Annotated in this window: 12 protein-coding genes and 1 riboswitch; of the genes, 4 read left to right on the forward strand and 8 right to left on the reverse strand. The window is 63.4% G+C overall.

What is annotated here, in order from left to right; translation table 11 throughout:
- Nucleotides 1-21 precede the first annotated feature (21 nt).
- A complete protein-coding gene (locus AC5WNJ_RS03710) occupies nt 22-1,227 on the reverse strand; it encodes an AmpG family muropeptide MFS transporter (RefSeq protein WP_176676339.1) in 1,206 nt (401 codons plus the stop codon).
- A gap of 253 nt (nt 1,228-1,480) precedes the next feature.
- Here AC5WNJ_RS03710 and rfaH point away from each other — a divergent pair, with 253 nt between their 5' ends.
- A complete protein-coding gene (gene rfaH, locus AC5WNJ_RS03715) occupies nt 1,481-2,008 on the forward strand; it encodes a transcription/translation regulatory transformer protein RfaH (RefSeq protein WP_176676340.1) in 528 nt (175 codons plus the stop codon).
- Nucleotides 2,009-2,076: 68 nt separating this feature from the next.
- Nucleotides 2,077-2,583 carry an FKBP-type peptidyl-prolyl cis-trans isomerase gene (locus tag AC5WNJ_RS03720; RefSeq protein WP_253062335.1) on the forward strand — a complete coding sequence of 169 codons (507 nt, stop codon included), beginning with the start codon at nt 2,077-2,079 and terminating at the stop codon, nt 2,581-2,583.
- A 658-nt stretch (nt 2,584-3,241) separates the two neighbouring features.
- Here the strand turns inward: AC5WNJ_RS03720 and AC5WNJ_RS03725 are convergent.
- A complete protein-coding gene (locus AC5WNJ_RS03725) occupies nt 3,242-3,688 on the reverse strand; it encodes a helix-hairpin-helix domain-containing protein (RefSeq protein WP_176676342.1) in 447 nt (148 codons plus the stop codon).
- A 294-nt stretch (nt 3,689-3,982) separates the two neighbouring features.
- Here AC5WNJ_RS03725 and pyrF point away from each other — a divergent pair, with 294 nt between their 5' ends.
- On the forward strand, nt 3,983-4,684 hold the full coding sequence (pyrF, locus tag AC5WNJ_RS03730; protein WP_495930407.1) for an orotidine-5'-phosphate decarboxylase: 702 nt from the start codon (nt 3,983-3,985) through the stop codon (nt 4,682-4,684).
- Between the two features lie 133 nt (nt 4,685-4,817).
- Here the strand turns inward: pyrF and AC5WNJ_RS03735 are convergent, their stop codons facing one another.
- Nucleotides 4,818-5,642: an SIMPL domain-containing protein gene (locus AC5WNJ_RS03735; RefSeq protein WP_495930408.1), complete on the reverse strand. Its 825-nt coding sequence runs from the start codon at nt 5,640-5,642 to the stop codon at nt 4,818-4,820.
- Between the two features lie 166 nt (nt 5,643-5,808).
- On the opposite strand from AC5WNJ_RS03735, the gene AC5WNJ_RS03740 reads away from it, so the two are divergent.
- Nucleotides 5,809-6,657 carry a helical backbone metal receptor gene (locus AC5WNJ_RS03740; RefSeq protein WP_495930409.1) on the forward strand — a complete coding sequence of 283 codons (849 nt, stop codon included), beginning with the start codon at nt 5,809-5,811 and terminating at the stop codon, nt 6,655-6,657.
- Between the two features lie 50 nt (nt 6,658-6,707).
- On the opposite strand, the gene cobO is transcribed toward AC5WNJ_RS03740, so the two are convergent.
- From cobO to AC5WNJ_RS03765, 5 genes are all read right to left on the reverse strand, one after another.
- A complete protein-coding gene (cobO, locus tag AC5WNJ_RS03745; protein WP_495930410.1) occupies nt 6,708-7,307 on the reverse strand; it encodes a cob(I)yrinic acid a,c-diamide adenosyltransferase in 600 nt (199 codons plus the stop codon).
- Between the two features lie 124 nt (nt 7,308-7,431).
- Entirely contained in the window at nt 7,432-9,318 is a 1,887-nt protein-coding gene (locus AC5WNJ_RS03750; RefSeq protein ID WP_495930411.1) for a TonB-dependent receptor domain-containing protein, read from the reverse strand.
- Nucleotides 9,319-9,450: 132 nt separating this feature from the next.
- Nucleotides 9,451-9,703: riboswitch (cobalamin riboswitch) on the reverse strand.
- A gap of 254 nt (nt 9,704-9,957) precedes the next feature.
- On the reverse strand, nt 9,958-11,199 hold the full coding sequence (locus tag AC5WNJ_RS03755; RefSeq protein WP_176676347.1) for a NupC/NupG family nucleoside CNT transporter: 1,242 nt from the start codon (nt 11,197-11,199) through the stop codon (nt 9,958-9,960).
- A gap of 261 nt (nt 11,200-11,460) precedes the next feature.
- The gene (locus AC5WNJ_RS03760) at nt 11,461-13,407 is read right to left on the reverse strand and encodes a cation:proton antiporter (protein ID WP_495930412.1); all 1,947 of its coding nucleotides are present in this window, start codon (nt 13,405-13,407) and stop codon (nt 11,461-11,463) included.
- A gap of 281 nt (nt 13,408-13,688) precedes the next feature.
- Nucleotides 13,689-16,934: an FAD-binding and (Fe-S)-binding domain-containing protein gene (locus tag AC5WNJ_RS03765; RefSeq protein WP_495930413.1), complete on the reverse strand. Its 3,246-nt coding sequence runs from the start codon at nt 16,932-16,934 to the stop codon at nt 13,689-13,691.
- Nucleotides 16,935-17,121 lie beyond the last annotated feature (187 nt).

Genomic DNA, 17,121 nt, shown 5'->3' on the forward strand with positions numbered 1-17,121 from the left:
CAGGTTGCCTGCGCGACGTTGTCACTCGCCCGACATGGCGGGTGACTTGTGTGGCGTGGCCAGCATCGCGCCCCAGTGGCGGAAGCGCAGCAACAGCAACAGGCCCGGTATGGCGGCCAGCGTGCAGATCCAGAAGAAGCTGTCCCAGCCGGCCGCATCGGCCAGATAGCCGGAGGGCGCGGCAATCACCACGCGCGGCAGGCCCATGATCGATGAGAGCATCGCGTACTGGCCGGCGGTAAAGCGCTTGTCGGTCAGCGCGCCCATGAAGGCGATGAAGGCGGCGCTGCCCATGCCGGCTGCCAGGTTCTCGAAGGCGACCACCGCCGCGAGCCACGCCAGCGAATCACCGACGTGATGCAGCCACACGAAGCCGGCAGTCGACACCATCTGCAGGATGCCGAACCACCAGAGCGCTCGATAGATGCCGATACGCATGATCAGCAGGCCGCCGAAGAAGGTGCCGGCCAGCAACGGCCACAGGCCGAACAGCTTCACGGTCGCGCCGATCTGCGAGTTGCTGAAACCGATGTCCTTGTAGAAGGGCGTGGTCAGATTGCCTGCCACGGAATCGCCCAGCTTGTAGAGCAGGATGAACAATAGCAGCCAGATGGCACCATCGCGCTTCATGAAGTGGCGGATGGGGTCCCACAGGATCTCATGCAGATGATGGGCGCGCGGCGCGGCCTGTGCCTCGGGCTCCGGTGCCAGCAGCGTCACCAGCATGCAGGCGCCCAAGGTCGCGGCCATGATCAGGTAGGTCACGCGGAAGCCGATCATGTCGGCCAGCACCAGGCCGCCGGCCGAGGCCATCAGCATGCCGATGCGATAGCCATAGACATAGAAACTGGAGCCCAGCCCCAGCTCGTTGTCCGGCAGATGTTCGCGCCGATAGGCGTCGATCACGATGTCCTGGGTGGCGCTGAAGAAGCTGACCGCCAGCGCGATGGTGCCCATGGTCAGCGGCGACATGTGCGGGTCCTGCAGGGCAAGCAGCGCGATCAGTGCGGTCAGGGCCAGCTGGGCGATCATCAGCCAGCCACGGCGCCGGCCAAGCACCGGTGGCATGATGCGGTCCAGCAATGGCGCCCACAGGAACTTCAGTGTGTAGGGCAGGCCGACCAGCGCGAGCAGGCCCACGGCGTCAAGCGAGACACCGGCATCCGTCATCCAGGCCTGCAGCACGCTACCGGTCAGCAGCAGTGGCAGCCCGGAGGCGAAGCCCATCAGGAACGTGATACCATGACGGCCAACGAGTAAGCGTAAATCCTTTGAAGTCAAAGCCTTGCCTGTCCATGCAGAGGGTGTGGCCGCGCGTGTCACACGCACGGTGAGCGGCTATCTGCCGCTTGCGTCATTCATGGCCGGATTGTCGCACTGCCTGAGGGCAAGAGCCATGCATTGTCCTGCCGGTCAGCCGACAGGCATGATGCAGGTCGAGACACGCATGAGTGGGGCAGGCAGGCAATGAGAGGTCATCATGAGTGAAGCCCGAGAAGCTGCCAAGGCGCATTGGTATCTTATCCAGTGCAAGGGCGGGGAATCCTTCCGTGCGGCGGAGAACCTCACCAATCAGGGATTTCACGTCTTCCACCCCCTGTTGGAGGTGGAGAAGAAGCGCGGCGGCAAGCTGCGTTGGGTCGAAGAGCCGCTCTTCCCTTATTACCTGTTCATACGCCTTGATCAGATGGATGACAACTGGCGTCCGATTCGCTCGACCCGTGGCGTGCTCAAGCTGGTCAGCTTCGGCAATACGCCGACGGCGGTGCCGACGCCTCTGGTGGAAGCCCTGATCGCCAGCGGCGAGCAACGCCAGGAGCAACCGCCGGAGAATGTCTATTTTCGTGCCGGCGAGCAGGTCGAGATCATCGATGGCCCCTTGAGTTCGCTCAGTGGCGTCTTCGAGAGCGCGAAGGGCGATGAGCGCGTCATCGTGCTGCTCAATCTGATCAATCAGCAACAGCGTGTCGAGCTGTCCAGTCGTCAGCTGCGGCGCAGCGAAAGCTGAGCTGTCGTCCTGTCTCATCCGACTTGATCCGCGAGACCGCATTGCATCTTTCTTCTGGAGTGGTTCCCATGGCGATTACTTCCCAGCAGGTCGTCAGCCTGCATTACACCCTGCGCACCGCTGATGGCACTGTGCTGGATAGCTCCCTTGAGCGTGAGCCGATGGACTACCTGCATGGCCACGACAATATTCTGGCAGCGCTCGAGAGAGCGCTTGAGGGCTGCGATGTCGGCGACCGCAAGGTCGTCAATCTGACGCCAGCCGAAGGTTTCGGTGAGCGGGATGAAGGCCTGGTGCAGTACTTCGGACGTGATGCCTTCGGCCCGGGCGAGATCAACGCCGGGATGCGCTTTCAGGCCCGCACGCCGGAAGGCCAGCGGTCGGTCACGGTGCTGGAAGTCGGCGAGCAGCAGGTCAAGGTCGATGCCAATCATCCGCTGGCAGGTCAGGCGTTGAACTGGGAAGTCGAGGTGCTGGATGTGCGCGATGCCACGCGTGCCGAACTCTCGGCCGGTCATCCGCTCGGTCTCGATGTCAGCCATACCGAGATCGAAGACAAGAAGGTGCGTCGCTGAAGTAGGCATTGCAAAAGGGGTATCGCTCAAGCTCCTCGTTGCAGTCCCTTTTCAACTAAAGACAGCCCCGCTGCCGGAATCCTCGGCAGCGGGGCTGTCTGTTGTTGGGGCCTATGGCGATGGAGAAAATTGATATGGATCAGTCGGCTGCGCGCCAGTCGCCAAGATCGATCCGTGAAGCCTTCAGGACTTGATGCAGATCAGATTCGCGCGGGGAGTGGCGGGGTAGAGTGTCCCTGTCGAGGCCGCAGCAGGCCGGCACAGGCGGAAGCGCTAGCGATATCAGAGCTGTTGATATCAAAGCTATCGATGTCAGAAGCAGAGGTGTCAGCTGCCGACAGAGGCTGACATTCAGGGAGCCCCTTGGGGAAGGGGCAGGCCAGGATGGCCGCTGTCAGAATCGGGCTTTTTTGCAGGTGCCGATTCGCCGTCAGGGGAGGGGGAAACCCCGCTAGCCGACCTTCGGGTCGGCTTTTTTGGTTGTGGGGTTCAGAGGGGGATGGCTAGAGCACCGCGTTTGCATGACGCTGGCTTGCCGGTGCGCTATTTGAATTTTTTTGCCAATTCTTGCCAATTCTTGCCAGTTCTCTGGGAGGAAGAGAGTCGATGGGCAGGCAACCCCGCAACTGACACGAGGTTGCCTGATTGGCGAGACGGCTCAACTATTGTTGCTGGCAGTCTTGAGGCTCTCGACTTCCTTGTGGGAGTCGACGACCCTCTGGGTAGTGGTCTTGTCGATGCTCTGACCTTTCTTGACAGCCTGGTTCTTCTGGGTAGCCACGTCTTGCTTGAGCGATGGGCTCTTCGTGTTGATGGACGAGGTCATCTTTCCTGGTTTGCCCGGCTCGCCCAGCGTCAATGTCGTGTTCATGCGCTTGAGCGTATTGGGACCGATTCCCTTGATTTCCGTCAACTGTGACACGTCGGTGAAGGGGCCGTTCGCCTTGCGCCACTCGACGATGGCCTGGGCCTTCTTGTCACCGATGCCCTTGAGCTCGGTCAGTTGTGCGGCAGTGGCGGTGTTGATGTTCATGTCTGCGGCCTGGCTGGTCGGTGACAGTACCAGCAGGCTGGTCACGAGAAGTGTTCCTAGCAGGGTTTTCATGGTCGCTTCCTATGCTCACATCAGGGTGGTCGATTGGGTGTGCGCGGAGCCACCACCCGAGGCCCTGCGCGAGAAATACTCTGGCTCAGGTATTAGGTTTGTAGTCATTTAGATTTAAACGGTTTCTCATCCTTACGCGGCTTTCTGCGCTCAACGCAAGAAAGCGCTAAGAGCGTTAGCCTGCTGATTCGATTCGTCTTTCCCTGGGCATACAACCATAGAGCCGAGCGCTATAATGTTGCCCCGAGCCCATGACCTCCCGTCATTGCGCCTGCCACATCGCCTGGAGCCCGGATGCCTGCCACGACTTCCCCCCTGATCATCGCCCTCGACTACCCGGACATGAAAGCTGCGCTTGCCATGGCAGACCAGCTGGATCCTGCCCGCTGTCGCGTCAAGGTGGGCAAGGAGCTGTTCACGCGTGTGGGTCCCGAGATTCTCAAGGCACTGCATCAACGCGGCTTCGAGGTCTTTCTTGATCTCAAATTCCATGACATCCCCAATACCACCGCCCAGGCTGTGTTGGCGGCAGCGGAGCACGGCGTGTGGATGACCAATGTCCACGCCTCTGGTGGTGCGCGCATGATGCAGGCCGCCGCCGAGGCACTCTCGACTCGCGGCCTCGACACCCAGTTGATCGCCGTGACGGTGCTGACCAGCATGGAACAGGCCGATCTGGCCGGTATCGGGCTGGATGTCACGCCGCTTGCACAGGTCGAGCGGCTGGCGGCCCTCGCCCAGCAGAGCGGCATGCACGGTGTGGTGTGCTCCGCACGTGAGACCCCGAGCCTCAAGGCGCTGTGTGGCCCTGAGTTTCTCAAGGTAACGCCGGGTATTCGCCCGAGCTTCGCGCAGGCCGGTGATCAGCGGCGCACCATGACGCCCGGTGAAGCCATGGCGGCCGGTAGCACCCATCTGGTGATCGGGCGTCCTGTCACCCAGGCGCAGGATCCGCTGGCGGCGCTGGCGCTGATCGAGCAGGAGCTGGGCGCCTGATCGGCTGATTGCCTGCCTCATGGGCAAAAAAAGACGCCAGTCGCAGACTCTGCGGCTGGCGTCTTTTTCATGGCAGTGATCAGCAGCAGAGATCACTGCTGCTGATCACTCGCTCACGTTTTGCGCGACGACCTCAATCGGCAGACTTGATATGCCAGCTGACCTGAACGCTGCTCTCGAGGCTCAACTCGCCCGGGCGGTATTCGCTGCCGCTGCTCTTGGCCTCCGCCATGTCGGCACGCATTGCCATCATCTGCGGGCGCGGGCTGTGAGAGGACTCATTGATCGACTGCACGCTGCCCAGGGTCGCGCCGAGGGTCTCGGCCATCAGCTGTGCCTTGTGGCGTGCCTTGGCCAAGGCCTCCTTCAACACCTTGTCTTCCAGGGCGTCCCGTTCACTGATCTGATACTGCACACCGGCCAGTTGATTGACCCCAGCGCCCAGCAGCAGGTCGATGACTTCCGGTACCTTGTCCAGGTCATCGAGAGCGAGGCTGATCGGGCGTTCGAGGTGTGTACGGCGCCATTGCTGGGGCTGCTGCTGACCATTGTTGCGCTCGTAGTACTGCTCAGGGCGCAGGTTGAGGCTGCCGGCACTGATCTGACGGCTGTCGATGCCCGCTTTCTCCAGTGCCTGAATCAGGGTCGTCATGCGTGATTCTAGTGACTCGCGTGCCTTGCGGGCCGCCTGACCCTCGGCCTTGCTGTCGGGAGCCTTGTCATCCACCTTGCGCGCGGGCGTCTTCTCCCACAGGCGAGCCTGGATGGTCGCCTTGTCGGGCGCCGCCTCCAGGCTGGCGCTGGCGCTGACATGCACCAGAGCCGGTGCGGGTGTCTGGTCGGCGCGGGCCAGGTGTGTGGTGCTGGCAGTGCAGAGCGCCAGGCCGCACAGCATGGCGGTACGACGCAGGCGCAGGGCGAGGGGGGCGGGGCCTCTGGTAGCGTGGTTCATCAGCATGGGAATTCCCTTGAGTAAAGTGGCAACATTGTTGCCTGGCGCTTGGTGAGGGGCATGAATGCGGGCGCGATAGGCTTGAAAGTATCAGCAATGAGGGCGATGCGTGAAGGTACACGAGAGACTGCGCTGGATACGAGGCGCTGCACAGGCAGTGCTGGCGCTCGTCATGTCATCACTGATGGCGTCGCCTGCCCTGGCCGCAGGGCGTGAGGTGATCGACGATGCAGGCGATGTCGTGACGCTGTCGCAGCCGGCGCAGCGGGTGGTCACGCTGGCCCCGCATGCGGCCGAGCTGGTATCGGCGGCGGGAGGCTTGCCGGCCTTGATCGGCGTGAGCCAAGGCAGTGATTTCCCCCCTGCGGTCAGCGAGCTGCCGCGTCTGGCCAGCTATCACGGCCCCAACCTGGAGGCGCTGCTCAGTGCACGGCCTGATCTGATCGTGGCATGGGGCAGCGGGCTTTCCGATGAGATGCATGCGCGTCTGACGGCGTTGGGGATGCCTGTCTTCGTCAGCGAGCCCGCCTCACTCGACGACGTGCTGTCCAATATCGCCCGGCTTGGCACCTTGCTGGGCACCCGCGACATTGCGGATAAGCATGTGGCGGAGCTCGCAGCGCGAATCGAGCAGCTGGAGCGCGCCCGCGACAGCGCCCCCTTGCCGGTCTTCTTCCTGCTGGGGGAAAGCCCGATGACGACGCTGGGCGGCAACCATCTGGTCAATGAGCTGATTCGGCGCTGCGGCGGTGAGCCGCTGCTGACGGACTCACCCGCCGTGGTGCCGCAGATCAACCGGGAAGCCTTGTGGCTGGCCAGGCCGCGCCTGATTCTGCATCCGATCGCGAAGGGGCCGGCGCGCGAGGGGTGGATTGCCGCCTGGCGCGCGAGTGAAGGGCCGCTTTCCGAGGTGGCACTGGCGGGTCTGACTCCTGACCTGATCAGCCGTCCCGGCCCGCGCAGTGTCGAGGCGATGGCAGAGGTCTGTGCTGCCATCGAGAAGGTGCAGGCGTCGGGCTGAAGGCGTCAGAGTAAGCGCGTCGGAGCAAGAGCGGCTGGAATGCTGGATGCTCAGAAATCGATGCCGCGTCGCGCCTTGAGGCCATGATTGAAGCCGTGGCGAACCTCGGTCATCTCGGTGACGGTATCGGCACAGGCGACGATTTCACGATTGGCATTGCGACCGGTGATGATCACGGTCTGTTCTGCTGGACGATTCTCGAGTGCCGTCATTACCTCCTCCAGCGGCAGATAGCCGAACTTGACCATGTAGGTCAGCTCGTCGAGCACCACCAGATAGACGTTGTCATCACGCATCAGGCGCTGCGCTTGCTGCCAAACGGCCTGACAGGCAGCGGTATCGGCCTCACGATTCTGGGTATCCCAGGTGAAGCCGGTGGTCATGGCATGTACTTCGAGATTGGCATCCTCGGCGAGCCGTTCGCGCTCGCCGCATTCCCACAGCCCCTTGATGAACTGGATGACCCCGACCTTGTAGCCATAGCCCAGCGCGCGGGTGATGGTGCCCCAGGCGGCGGTCGTCTTGCCCTTGCCATTGCCGGTGAACACCAGTAGTTGGCCGCGCTCCTCAGTGGCCTGTGCCACCTTGTCATCGACATGCGACTTCAGCTTTTCCATTGCGACCTTGTGGCGGGTATTGCGATCCGTCATGCGTATGCTCCGTAAGTCAAAGGCACAGCATCGACCCGGGGGACGGTGCCCTGATCGGTGCTGTGCCATGTGTGGCTGGCTAACGCCCGAGGCTCTTCGAAAGAGGTGCCCAGGGGAAAGCCGATCAGAAGAAGAAGGTGACGCCGCCTTCCACATAACGGCCTTGGATGTTGTAGCCATTGACCAGCTGGTAATCGCGATCGAAGACGTTATCCAGCTTGGCGCTCAGCTTGACGTTCGGCATTACCTGCCAGCTGGTGCGCAGATCGACCACGCCATAGCCGGCAGTGCGCGTGTCGGTGTAGGTGTCTGCGTCAGTATCGCTGCGGCTGGCGCTGCCACGCAGCGTGGCACCGAAGCTCCAGTCGTCGAGGGCGTAATCGGCGTCCAGACGCGCAAAGCGCTGGGCGCGGCGCTTCAATTGCTCACCGGTATCGCGGTCCTCCGGATCCTGCCAGGTCATGGCAAGGTTCACGCTGAGCGCATCACCTTGCCAGCCACCGCTCAGCTCGATGCCACGGATGCGTGAGCGATCGATATTGATCGGCGTGAAATTGGCACCTTCGTAGCTGATCAGATTGTCGATATCCGTCTGGAAAGCATTGACGCCTACGTGCCATCGCTGCTCCTGCAGACGCCAGAACATCTCGGCCGTCGTGGAGGTCTCGGCATCGAGATCCGGGTTGCCGGAGCCGTAGGGGCTGTAGAGGTCGATCAGGTTCGGTGCCTTGAATGCGCTGGAATAGCTGGCACCGAGCTGTTGCGCGGCCGTCAGGTCATAGGCGTAGCTGGAGCCGCCCGTCATCTGATGGCCATAACGATTGTCGTCGTCGTAACGCAGGCTGGTCGTGACGTGGTGACGCTGTTGCTGAAGATGCCAGCTGCCGTAGACGCCGGTGGCATAGCGGCTATCGACGCTGTAGCCCTCGGCGGTGAAGTAGGGGCCATCGGCATCCAGGCTTTCCTCGCGATGGTCCACCCCCAGACTGAGCGTGCCGAGGTCGGTGTAGAAGTCGTGGCGCAGGCCGACCTCGTTGCGGGTGCTGGCGACACGCCCGGCATCGCTGCCGGCTTCGGTGTTCTCGTACTCATCCCGCGTGCGTGCCACGCTGACCGTCATGTCCCAGTTCGGGTTCAGGTGCGTCAGCAGGCTGGCATCCAATACCGTCTGACTGCCTTCGCCGTGGCAGTCTTCCGAGGCACTGAAGCTGCTGTCGTAGCAGTCGTCATAGTCGTAATCGGTCTCGGTGTTGGCGACGCCGAGGCTGAGCGTGGCCCGCTGACCGAAGTCGTGGCCAAGACGCAGTTCGGCGCCCGTGGCCTCGTAGCCATCATCTTCACTACCGGTATCGCGGGCCGAGAAGCCATCGCTCTCATCATGATGGAGATTGGCCGAGAGGCGCGTGTCATCTTCCACTGAGCTGAACTGGGCGTTCTGGCGGAAGGTGCCGTCGCTGCCGGCACGCAGGGTGACTTCTGCATGCTGACCGACTTCGCTGCCGCCACGCGTGATCAGGTTGATCACGCCACCGATGGCATCGGCGCCGTAGACGCTGGCGCGCGGACCACGCACGATCTCGACACGCTCGACGGCAGCGAGTGGCAGGAATTCGAAATGCGCCAGGCCATCGGCACTGTTGGCGACGCGCTGACCATTGACCAGAATCAAGGTGTGGTCGGACTCGGTACCGCGCATGAAGAGGCTGGTCTGGCTGCCCATCGGGCCGCTGCGGGCGACCTCGATGCCATTGCGTGACTGCAGCAGATCGACTAGCGAATTGGCCTGCAGGCGATCGATCTCGTCACGGGTGATGACCTCGGTGCTGGCCAGGACATCATTCTGCAGCTGCGGAATGCGATTGGCGGTGACTTGCACGGTGTCCAGATCATCGGATACATCCGTTGTCAGCGCATCAGCGGCGACGGCGGGCGGGGTCAGCAGCAGCAGGCTACCGACGAGGGTAAATCTGGCCTGCGCGGAAGCGCGACCACGAGTGTTGTTGTGTTTCATTAATGATCCTCAAGCGTCAGACGCAATGAGGAGGACAGCGTGACAGGGTGCGTGAGCACACGTCCCCCGCACGCGCCCTGATCAAGCAGGCCCGTCGCGGGAGACTTGCCACTGGTGAGGCCCTCCGCATCAACCAGTGTGGAAGCGAGGGCCGGTCTCCGGACTGACGCCTGGTGGACTCCAATGGCAGGAGTCTCACCCCCTCATGCGCCTTCCCACCTCCTTCCCTTGGGGGAAGTCTGATTGACAGGACCTCCCGGAGGCAGTGGCTGGCCGTGTCGATCTTGTTGATCGTGGTCGACCTGCATGAGCGTTGCGATCACCGTTGCGGGGGCAGTACGGGGTTTTCACCCGTTTCCCGAGCACCCTAGCTTCAACGTGAACCATTGTCTGGGGCGGGGGTGAGGGAGTCAATCGGCAAACCGGCGTTGCGCTGACTGGCACCCATGGCCGCTCAGTCGCAGCCATGCAAGGGGAGAAGTCAGAGGGCGAGCAGAGGGTGAGAAGAGGGTGAGAAGAGGGTAAGAAGAGGCTAAGTCATTGGGTGTGCCAGATACGACAACGCCCGCATTGGGCGGACGTTGTCGAGATGTCACCTGGTGAGCGTCACTCACTGGCGAGTGACGCTCACCAAGCGTCTTACAGCGACAGAAACAGGCCGGCGAGGCTCGCTGACATCAGGTTGGAGAGGGTGCCGGCGAGAATCGCCTTCATGCCCATCTGCGCGATATCACCACGACGGTTTGGCGCCATCAGCCCCAGGCCCCCCATCAGGATGGCGACGGAAGACAGGTTGGCGAAACCGCACAGCGCGAAGATGATGATCGCTTCGGAGTGCTCGGACAGCTTGATCTGGTGGCTGGCGAGATCGGCGAAGGCGACGAACTCGTTGAGCACCAGCTTCTGACCGATGAAGCTACCCGCCTGGATGGCTTCGTGCCACGGCACGCCGATGACCCAGGCCACCGGGGCGAAGGCATAGCCCAGCAGCAGCTGCAGCGTGATGTCTTCATAGCCGAACAGGCCGCTGACCCAGCCGACGATGATGTTGCCCAGCGCGATCAACGCGATGAAGGCCAGCAGCATGCCGCCGACATTGATCGCCAGCTGCACGCCAGAGGCTGCGCCGGAGGCGGCAGCGTCGATGACGTTGGTCGGGCGATCGATGTCCTTGCCCAGCGCTTCTTCGACGCTCTGGGTCTTGGTTTCGGTCTCCGGGATCAGCATCTTGGCCATCAGCAGGCCACCCGGCGCCGCCATGAAGGAAGCCGCCAACAGGTACTTGAGGTCGATGCCCAGCGAGGCATAGCCCACCAGTACGGAACCGGCTACCGAGGCCAGGCCACCGGTCATCACGGCGAACAGCTCCGAGCGGGTCATGCCGGCGATGAACGGGCGCACGACCAGCGGGGCTTCGGTCTGGCCGACGAAGATGTTGGCGGCCGCGGACAGGGACTCCGGACGGCTGGTGCCGAGCACCTTCGACAGGCCGCCGCCGAGTACGCTGATCACGACGTTCATCACGCGCAGGTGATAGAGCACCGCGATCAGTGACGAGAAGAACACGATGATCGGCAGTACGCGCAGCGCGAACACGAAGCCGCCGCCGCCGAAGACTTCGAACATCTTGTCGCTGACCAGGCCGCCGAACAGGAAGTCCATGCCGACGTTGGCACTGGACATTACGGCCTGTACACCTTCGCTGAGGCCAAGCAGCATGCTCTTGCCGGCAGGCACGTAGAGCACGAAGGCCCCCAGCATCGCCTGGATGGCAAAGGCACCCAGTACGGTGCGCAGGCTGATGGCGCGTCGGTTTTCTGAGAGAAGGAAGGCAATCCCCAGCAGGGCGAAGATGCCCACCAGGCCCATGACGATCTGCATCAAGCAGCTCCTGAATGCGTAGGTGTTACGTTGAGGACAAGGCAATAGCGCTGGCCACAGGACGGTATGGCCAAAACTGGCGCGTACTCTACCAGTATTTTTGCCCTCTGTCGGAGTCTGCCACTAACGTTTGACGCATTTTTTGTGAATCGCGCGCGGCGTGCCTGCGTCAACACGCACGAGGCCCGCCATGAGCGAGCCTCGTGCTTTCTCCTTGGTACCGTCGTGATGTCCCGACGTGATACTGAGTCTATCCCCCTGTCAGGTGCCGGCGCCCGGCAGTCGACTGGCCGGCAGAGGGCCCGACCCTGAGCCCGGCGGCGTCCGTGAAGTCTGTGATGACTTGCCGCCCATGCCCTTGTCGGTCTGGGGAACTTCCGCCTTGTCGTTCCTGGGCTGGGAAGGCTTGTTCAGCTCCGGCGAGTCGGCATGGATCAGGCTGATCAGTGTCTCGCCGGCCTTGGGCTCCAGCGCCACGGCCGTGTTGGCGATCCGGATGCGACCCTGGCTGCTGATACAGAACAGTGGCAGCAGGCGCTCTTCGTGAATTTTGCGGTAATCCTCGAGGCTGAAGCTCTCGGTGATGCGCGCACGCCGGAACTGCGCGCCCTGAGATAGCAGGCTCGCCAGCTTGGCATAGGTGATCTTGCCATCGAACAGCAACGGCAGATGCCCCAGTGCCTGGTCCTGCTGGCGCTTGGCATTCTTGCCATTGTCCTCGGCGAGTCGGAAGACACGCCCGTGGCCCAGAATGTGCTCGAAGTGCAGCGCGGCCAGGCTATTGAGTTCGCGATAGGGCGACAGCGGCATCAGGTGGCCGATGCCGGTGAGCTCGAGATGCTGGGCGGCATGTTCAGACAGCGGGTTGCCGTAGTAGACCGGCAGACCCGCCATGCGCGCTTCCTGCACCGCGTCCCAGTTGGTATCGGTCAGGCGCACAGAGAAGCCGGCATCGACCAGTTCACGGGCGATCTGGCGCGACACCGAGTTGGCGCCCAGGATCAGGAACCCCGAGGGCGGCGGCTCGCCGACGCCCAGCACCTTGACGATGGGGCGCGACAACAGACTCTGGATCACCACCGTGCCGATGATGACCAGGAAGGTCATCGGTACCAGCATCTCGGCACCCTCGATGCCCTGGGATTCGAGCTTGAGGGCGAACAGCGAAGCGACCGCTGCCGCGACGATGCCGCGCGGCGAGAGCCAGGCCAGCAGGGCCTTCTCGCGCAGCGTCAGCCCGCTGCCCAGGGTACACAGCCAGACCGTCAGGGGGCGTGCGACCCACATCAATACTGCCAGGAAGATCCATGCCGGCCACGACAGCAGGGACAGCTGCTCGACGGTCAGGCGCCCCGCCAGCAGCAGGAACAGTCCCGAGATCAGCAGAACCGTCAGGGTCTCCTTGAACTCGATGATCTGCTGGGTCGGTACACCGCGCATGTTGGCCAGCCACACGCCCATCACGGTGACGGTCAGCAGGCCGGATTCATGGAACAGGGTGTTGGAGATGGCGAACAGCCCCAGCATCACCATCAGGGTGCCGAAGTTGTGCAGCTTCTGGGGCAGCCAGAAATGACGCAGCACCAGCCCCCAGCACCAGCCACCCAGTGCCCCCATGCCGAGCCCGAGGCCCACCGTCTGGGCGAACAGCAACAGGGTGTGCGAGGCCGCATTGCCGGTCATGCCGAGCGCGACGTACTCATAGACCAGTACCGCCAGCAGCGCGCCGACCGGGTCGATCATGATGCCCTCCCAGCGCAGGATCTGGGTCAGGTTGCCGCGCGCGCGCAGCGTCTGCAGCAATGGCATCACCACCGTCGGGCCTGTCACCACCAGCAGGGCACCGAGCACGGCGGCCATCTCCCAGCGCATGTCGAGCAGATAGTGGGCGGCCACGGTGCCGATCACGCCGGTGATCACCACGCCGGTGGTGACCAGCCGCCTGACGATATGGCCATGGCCGCGCAGGTCCTTGAAGTCCAGCGTCAGGCTGCCCTCGAACAGGATGACCGCCACCGCCAGCGAGACCAGCGGGAACAAGAGGTCGCCGAGCAGCTCATCCGGCTTCAGCCAGCCCGTGACGGGGCCGGCGAGGATGCCGACGATCAGCAGCGGCAGGATGGCGGGCAGACGCATGCGCCAGGCCAGCCATTGGCAGCCGAGGGCCATCAGACCGATCAGGGTCAGGGCCAGAGCAGGTTCGGTCATCGGATGTCTTCCTTGGAGTCAGCGAAAATGAGCGGTGCCACTGTTGCGGTCACCGCTCATCGTTTCGTTGTGTCTCAGCCGTCTGTCAGTGGCCCTTGCTCCTGCTTGCCTGTACAGGCTCGAAGCAGGGGGCAGGCGCCACTCAGGTGCCGCGCGGCAGGCCGAAAGGGCGCAGCCTAGCGGTTGATTCCGTGGTATGCAACGTCGCGTTGCCTTATCGCGCTCTCCTCATTTCCTTTCTCTGTCGTGCCCGCGTGATGGCGTCGGGCAGACACGATCCCTCATTGGGCGCGACGCAGCAGCGGCAGCAATGCCTGCAGCGGATGAGGCAACTGGCTGTCCGAGAAACGCTTGCTCTGACTTCGGCACGAATAGCCACTGGCGACCAGCTTGCCCTGATTGTCATCATCCTCGACCACGGACTTCCACGACAGGTCATAGATGGCGCGTGATGTCTCGAGATTGCGCGCTTCGTGGCCGTAGGTACCGGACATGCCGCAGCAGCCGGTGGCGATGGTCTCGAGCTTGAGGCCGAAGGCGGAGTAGACCTGCTGCCAGGCCTTGGCCGAGCCCGGGGCATTGGTGCTCTCGGTACAGTGGCTCAAGAGTTTCATGCCCGGGTCCATCTTGCCCAGCACCGTCTTGGTGACGCCGACCGGCAGCAGCTTGCGCAGGCTGATCAGCCATTCCTGCAGCAGCAGGACGTCGGGCGTGGCGTCCGGGCCGAGGGTCTTCACGTACTCCTGACGGTAGGTCAGGGTCATCGCCGGGTCGATGCCGACCAGCGGCACGCCGAAGTCGGCGATCGCCTTGAGACGCTCGGCCTGGGCACGTGCGGTACGCTGGAAGGCGCCGGTGAAGCCCTGTACCTGTAGCGGCTTGCCGTTGGGGGCAAAGGGCGCGACGAAGACATGAATATCGAGTCGCGACAGCAGCTCGATGATGTCCATCACCAGCTGGGCCTCGAAGTGGCTGGTGAAGGCATCCTGCACCAGAATCACGCTTCTGGCCTTCTGGGACTCGGTCAGACGGCCCAGCTGGGTCGGCGTCGCCTCGGACACGCCCCAGCTCTTGAGCTGCTTGCGCAGACAGGCGCGGGACAGGCGCGGCGCATCGACCATGCCGATCGGGCCCTCCAGCAGACGACTGACCAGGCGATTGGACAGCAGGCCGTTATACAGCGGCGTGACGCGCTCGGCCCACGGCAGCACGAATTCGAGGCTGCCGATCAGGTAATCGCGCAGCGGGCGCTGATAACGATGGTGATAGACCTCAAGGAAGCGGCTGCGGAAATCGGGCACGTTGACCTTGATCGGGCACTGGCCCGCGCAGGATTTGCACGCCAGGCAGCCGGACATGGCGTCGTAGACCTGCTGGTCGAAGTTGGCGTCAGGCTGACTCTCTGCCTGTGTGGTGCCGGCACGCCGCGCCTTGAGCGAGGCGCTGAGGCGCGCCGGCAGACGTGCCAGCCATATGCCGGTGCCCTTGAGGCCCGGCGTACGCGCAGCCTGGGCTTCGGCGATCACGTCGCGTCCGGCGTTGCCTTCCAGGCGCAGCCACTCACGCATCAGGCTGGCACGCCCCTTGGGCGAGTGGATGCGCTGGCGAGTCGCCTTCCACGACGGGCACATGGCGTCGTTGGGGTCGTAGTTGTAGCAGGCGCCGTTGCCGTTGCAGTAGACGGCGCTGGCGTATTCCTGCCACACGCGCTCATCGATCTGGCGGTCGAGATCGCCACGCATGGTCACGTCATCGATACGCATCAAGCGGGGGTCGAAGGCCTCGACGGCGCTGTCAGCATGATCACGCTTGTCGCTCTCACTGTTCTCTTCGTTGCCCCCTTCGCTGACATCAGCATCACTCGCGCCTGCGTCGTCGACCAGCGCCACTGGCAGGCGCGGGGAGGCGATCTTGCCCGGATTGAGCTGATTGTGCGGGTCAAAGGCCGACTTCACGTCCTGCAGCGCACCGTAGAGGCTGCCGAAGAAGCGTGGCGAGTACTCGGAGCGCACGCCCTTGCCGTGCTCGCCCCACAGCAGGCCACCGTACTTGTGGGTGAGGGCGGCGACCTCATCGGAGATCTCGCGGATCATCGCCTGCTGGGCGGGGTCCTTCATGTCCAGCGCCGGGCGCACGTGCAGCACGCCGGCATCGACATGCCCGAACATGCCATAGCGCAGGCCACGGGCATCCAGCGCGGCACGGAACTCGGCGATGTAATCGGCCAGGTGCTCCGGCGGAACGGCGGTGTCCTCGACGAAGGGCAGCGGGCGGGCTTCGCCGTCGACATTGCCCAGCAGGCCCACCGAGCGCTTGCGCATGCCATAGACACGACTGATCTGCGCCCGCCCGCGGGCTTCGGTGAAGCCGAGGCGCTCGACACTGGTGTCGCTGGCCAGGTGCTCGCTGAAGGCGCGGACCTTGGCATCCAGCACCTCTTCGCTGTCGGCATTGAATTCGATCAGGTTGATGCCGCCGATGGCCGGGGTGCCTTCGGCGCTGGCCGGGAAGAATTCCTCGACGCTATCCCACACGAAGTCCTGCATGGCGAGGTTGAGCACGGTGTCATCCACCGTCTCGATGGAGGTCGGGCGATTGCCCTCGACCGCCATCAGCGCCTTGGCGTCGCGCAGTGCGTCCATGAAGCTTGCGTAGCGCAGGTTGATCAGCGTCGAGCAGGGTGCGATGGGCAATGCATTCAGCTCGGCCTCGACCACGAAGCCCAGCGTGCCCTCGGCGCCGCACAGCAGGCTGTTGAGGTTGAAACGCCCATCAGCCTCGCGCAGGTGGGCGAGGTCGTAGCCGGTCAGGCAGCGGTTGAGCGGCGGAAAGATCTCGGCGATTTCCTCGGCGCGCTCATCGGCGATCGCGCGTGCGGTGCGGTAGACCTCACCGACGCGATCCTCACGTGCGCACAGTATCTCGAGCTCGGCGTCGTCGATGGCATGGCTCGACAGTCGTGTCCCGTCGAGCAGGACGCTGTCGAGCGCCAGCACGTGGTCACGCGTCTTGCCGTATTCGCAGCTGCCCTGGCCGGAGGCATCGGTATTGATCATGCCGCCAATGGTGGCGCGGTTGGAGGTCGAGAGTTCCGGCGCGAAGAACAGGCCATGCGGCTTGAGCGCGGCATTCAGCTGGTCCTTCACCACACCGGCCTCGACGCGCACGCGGCGGTTCTCGACATCGATCTCGAGAATGCGGTTCATGTGCCGCGAGACATCCACCAGCACGCCGTCATTGAGCGACTGGCCATTGGTGCCGGTACCGCCACCGCGTGGCGCGAGGGTGACGCCCGAAAAGCGTGACTCGTGGGAGAGGCGCGCGATGCACTGGATATCCTCGGCATGGCGCGGGTAGACCACGGCCTGAGGCAGCACCTGATAGAGCGAGTTGTCGGTCGACAACACGGTGCGGTTGGCGTAGTCCGGACTGATGTCACCGGCAAAGCCTGCATCTCGCAGGGCGGCCAGGAAGTCCAGATAGAGGGAATCGACGGGGGCGGGCATATCCAGCAGGCGTTCGGTCATGATCTCGCTCGGGCAGTGAGTCGCGTCAGGCAGGCATCCAGGGCCAATGGGTCCAAGCTTACCTGAGCTGGGCGTGTGGCCCCAGCCCAGCGCGGCATTGCGTCACTCGCGAGACGGGAATTCAGGTGAAAGGAGTGAGGAGTGACTACGCTGTGAGGAGTCATCAAATCAAGGTGTGTGCGCCATA

The sequence above is a fragment of the Cobetia sp. PDI-23MA genome (assembly GCF_059507735.1).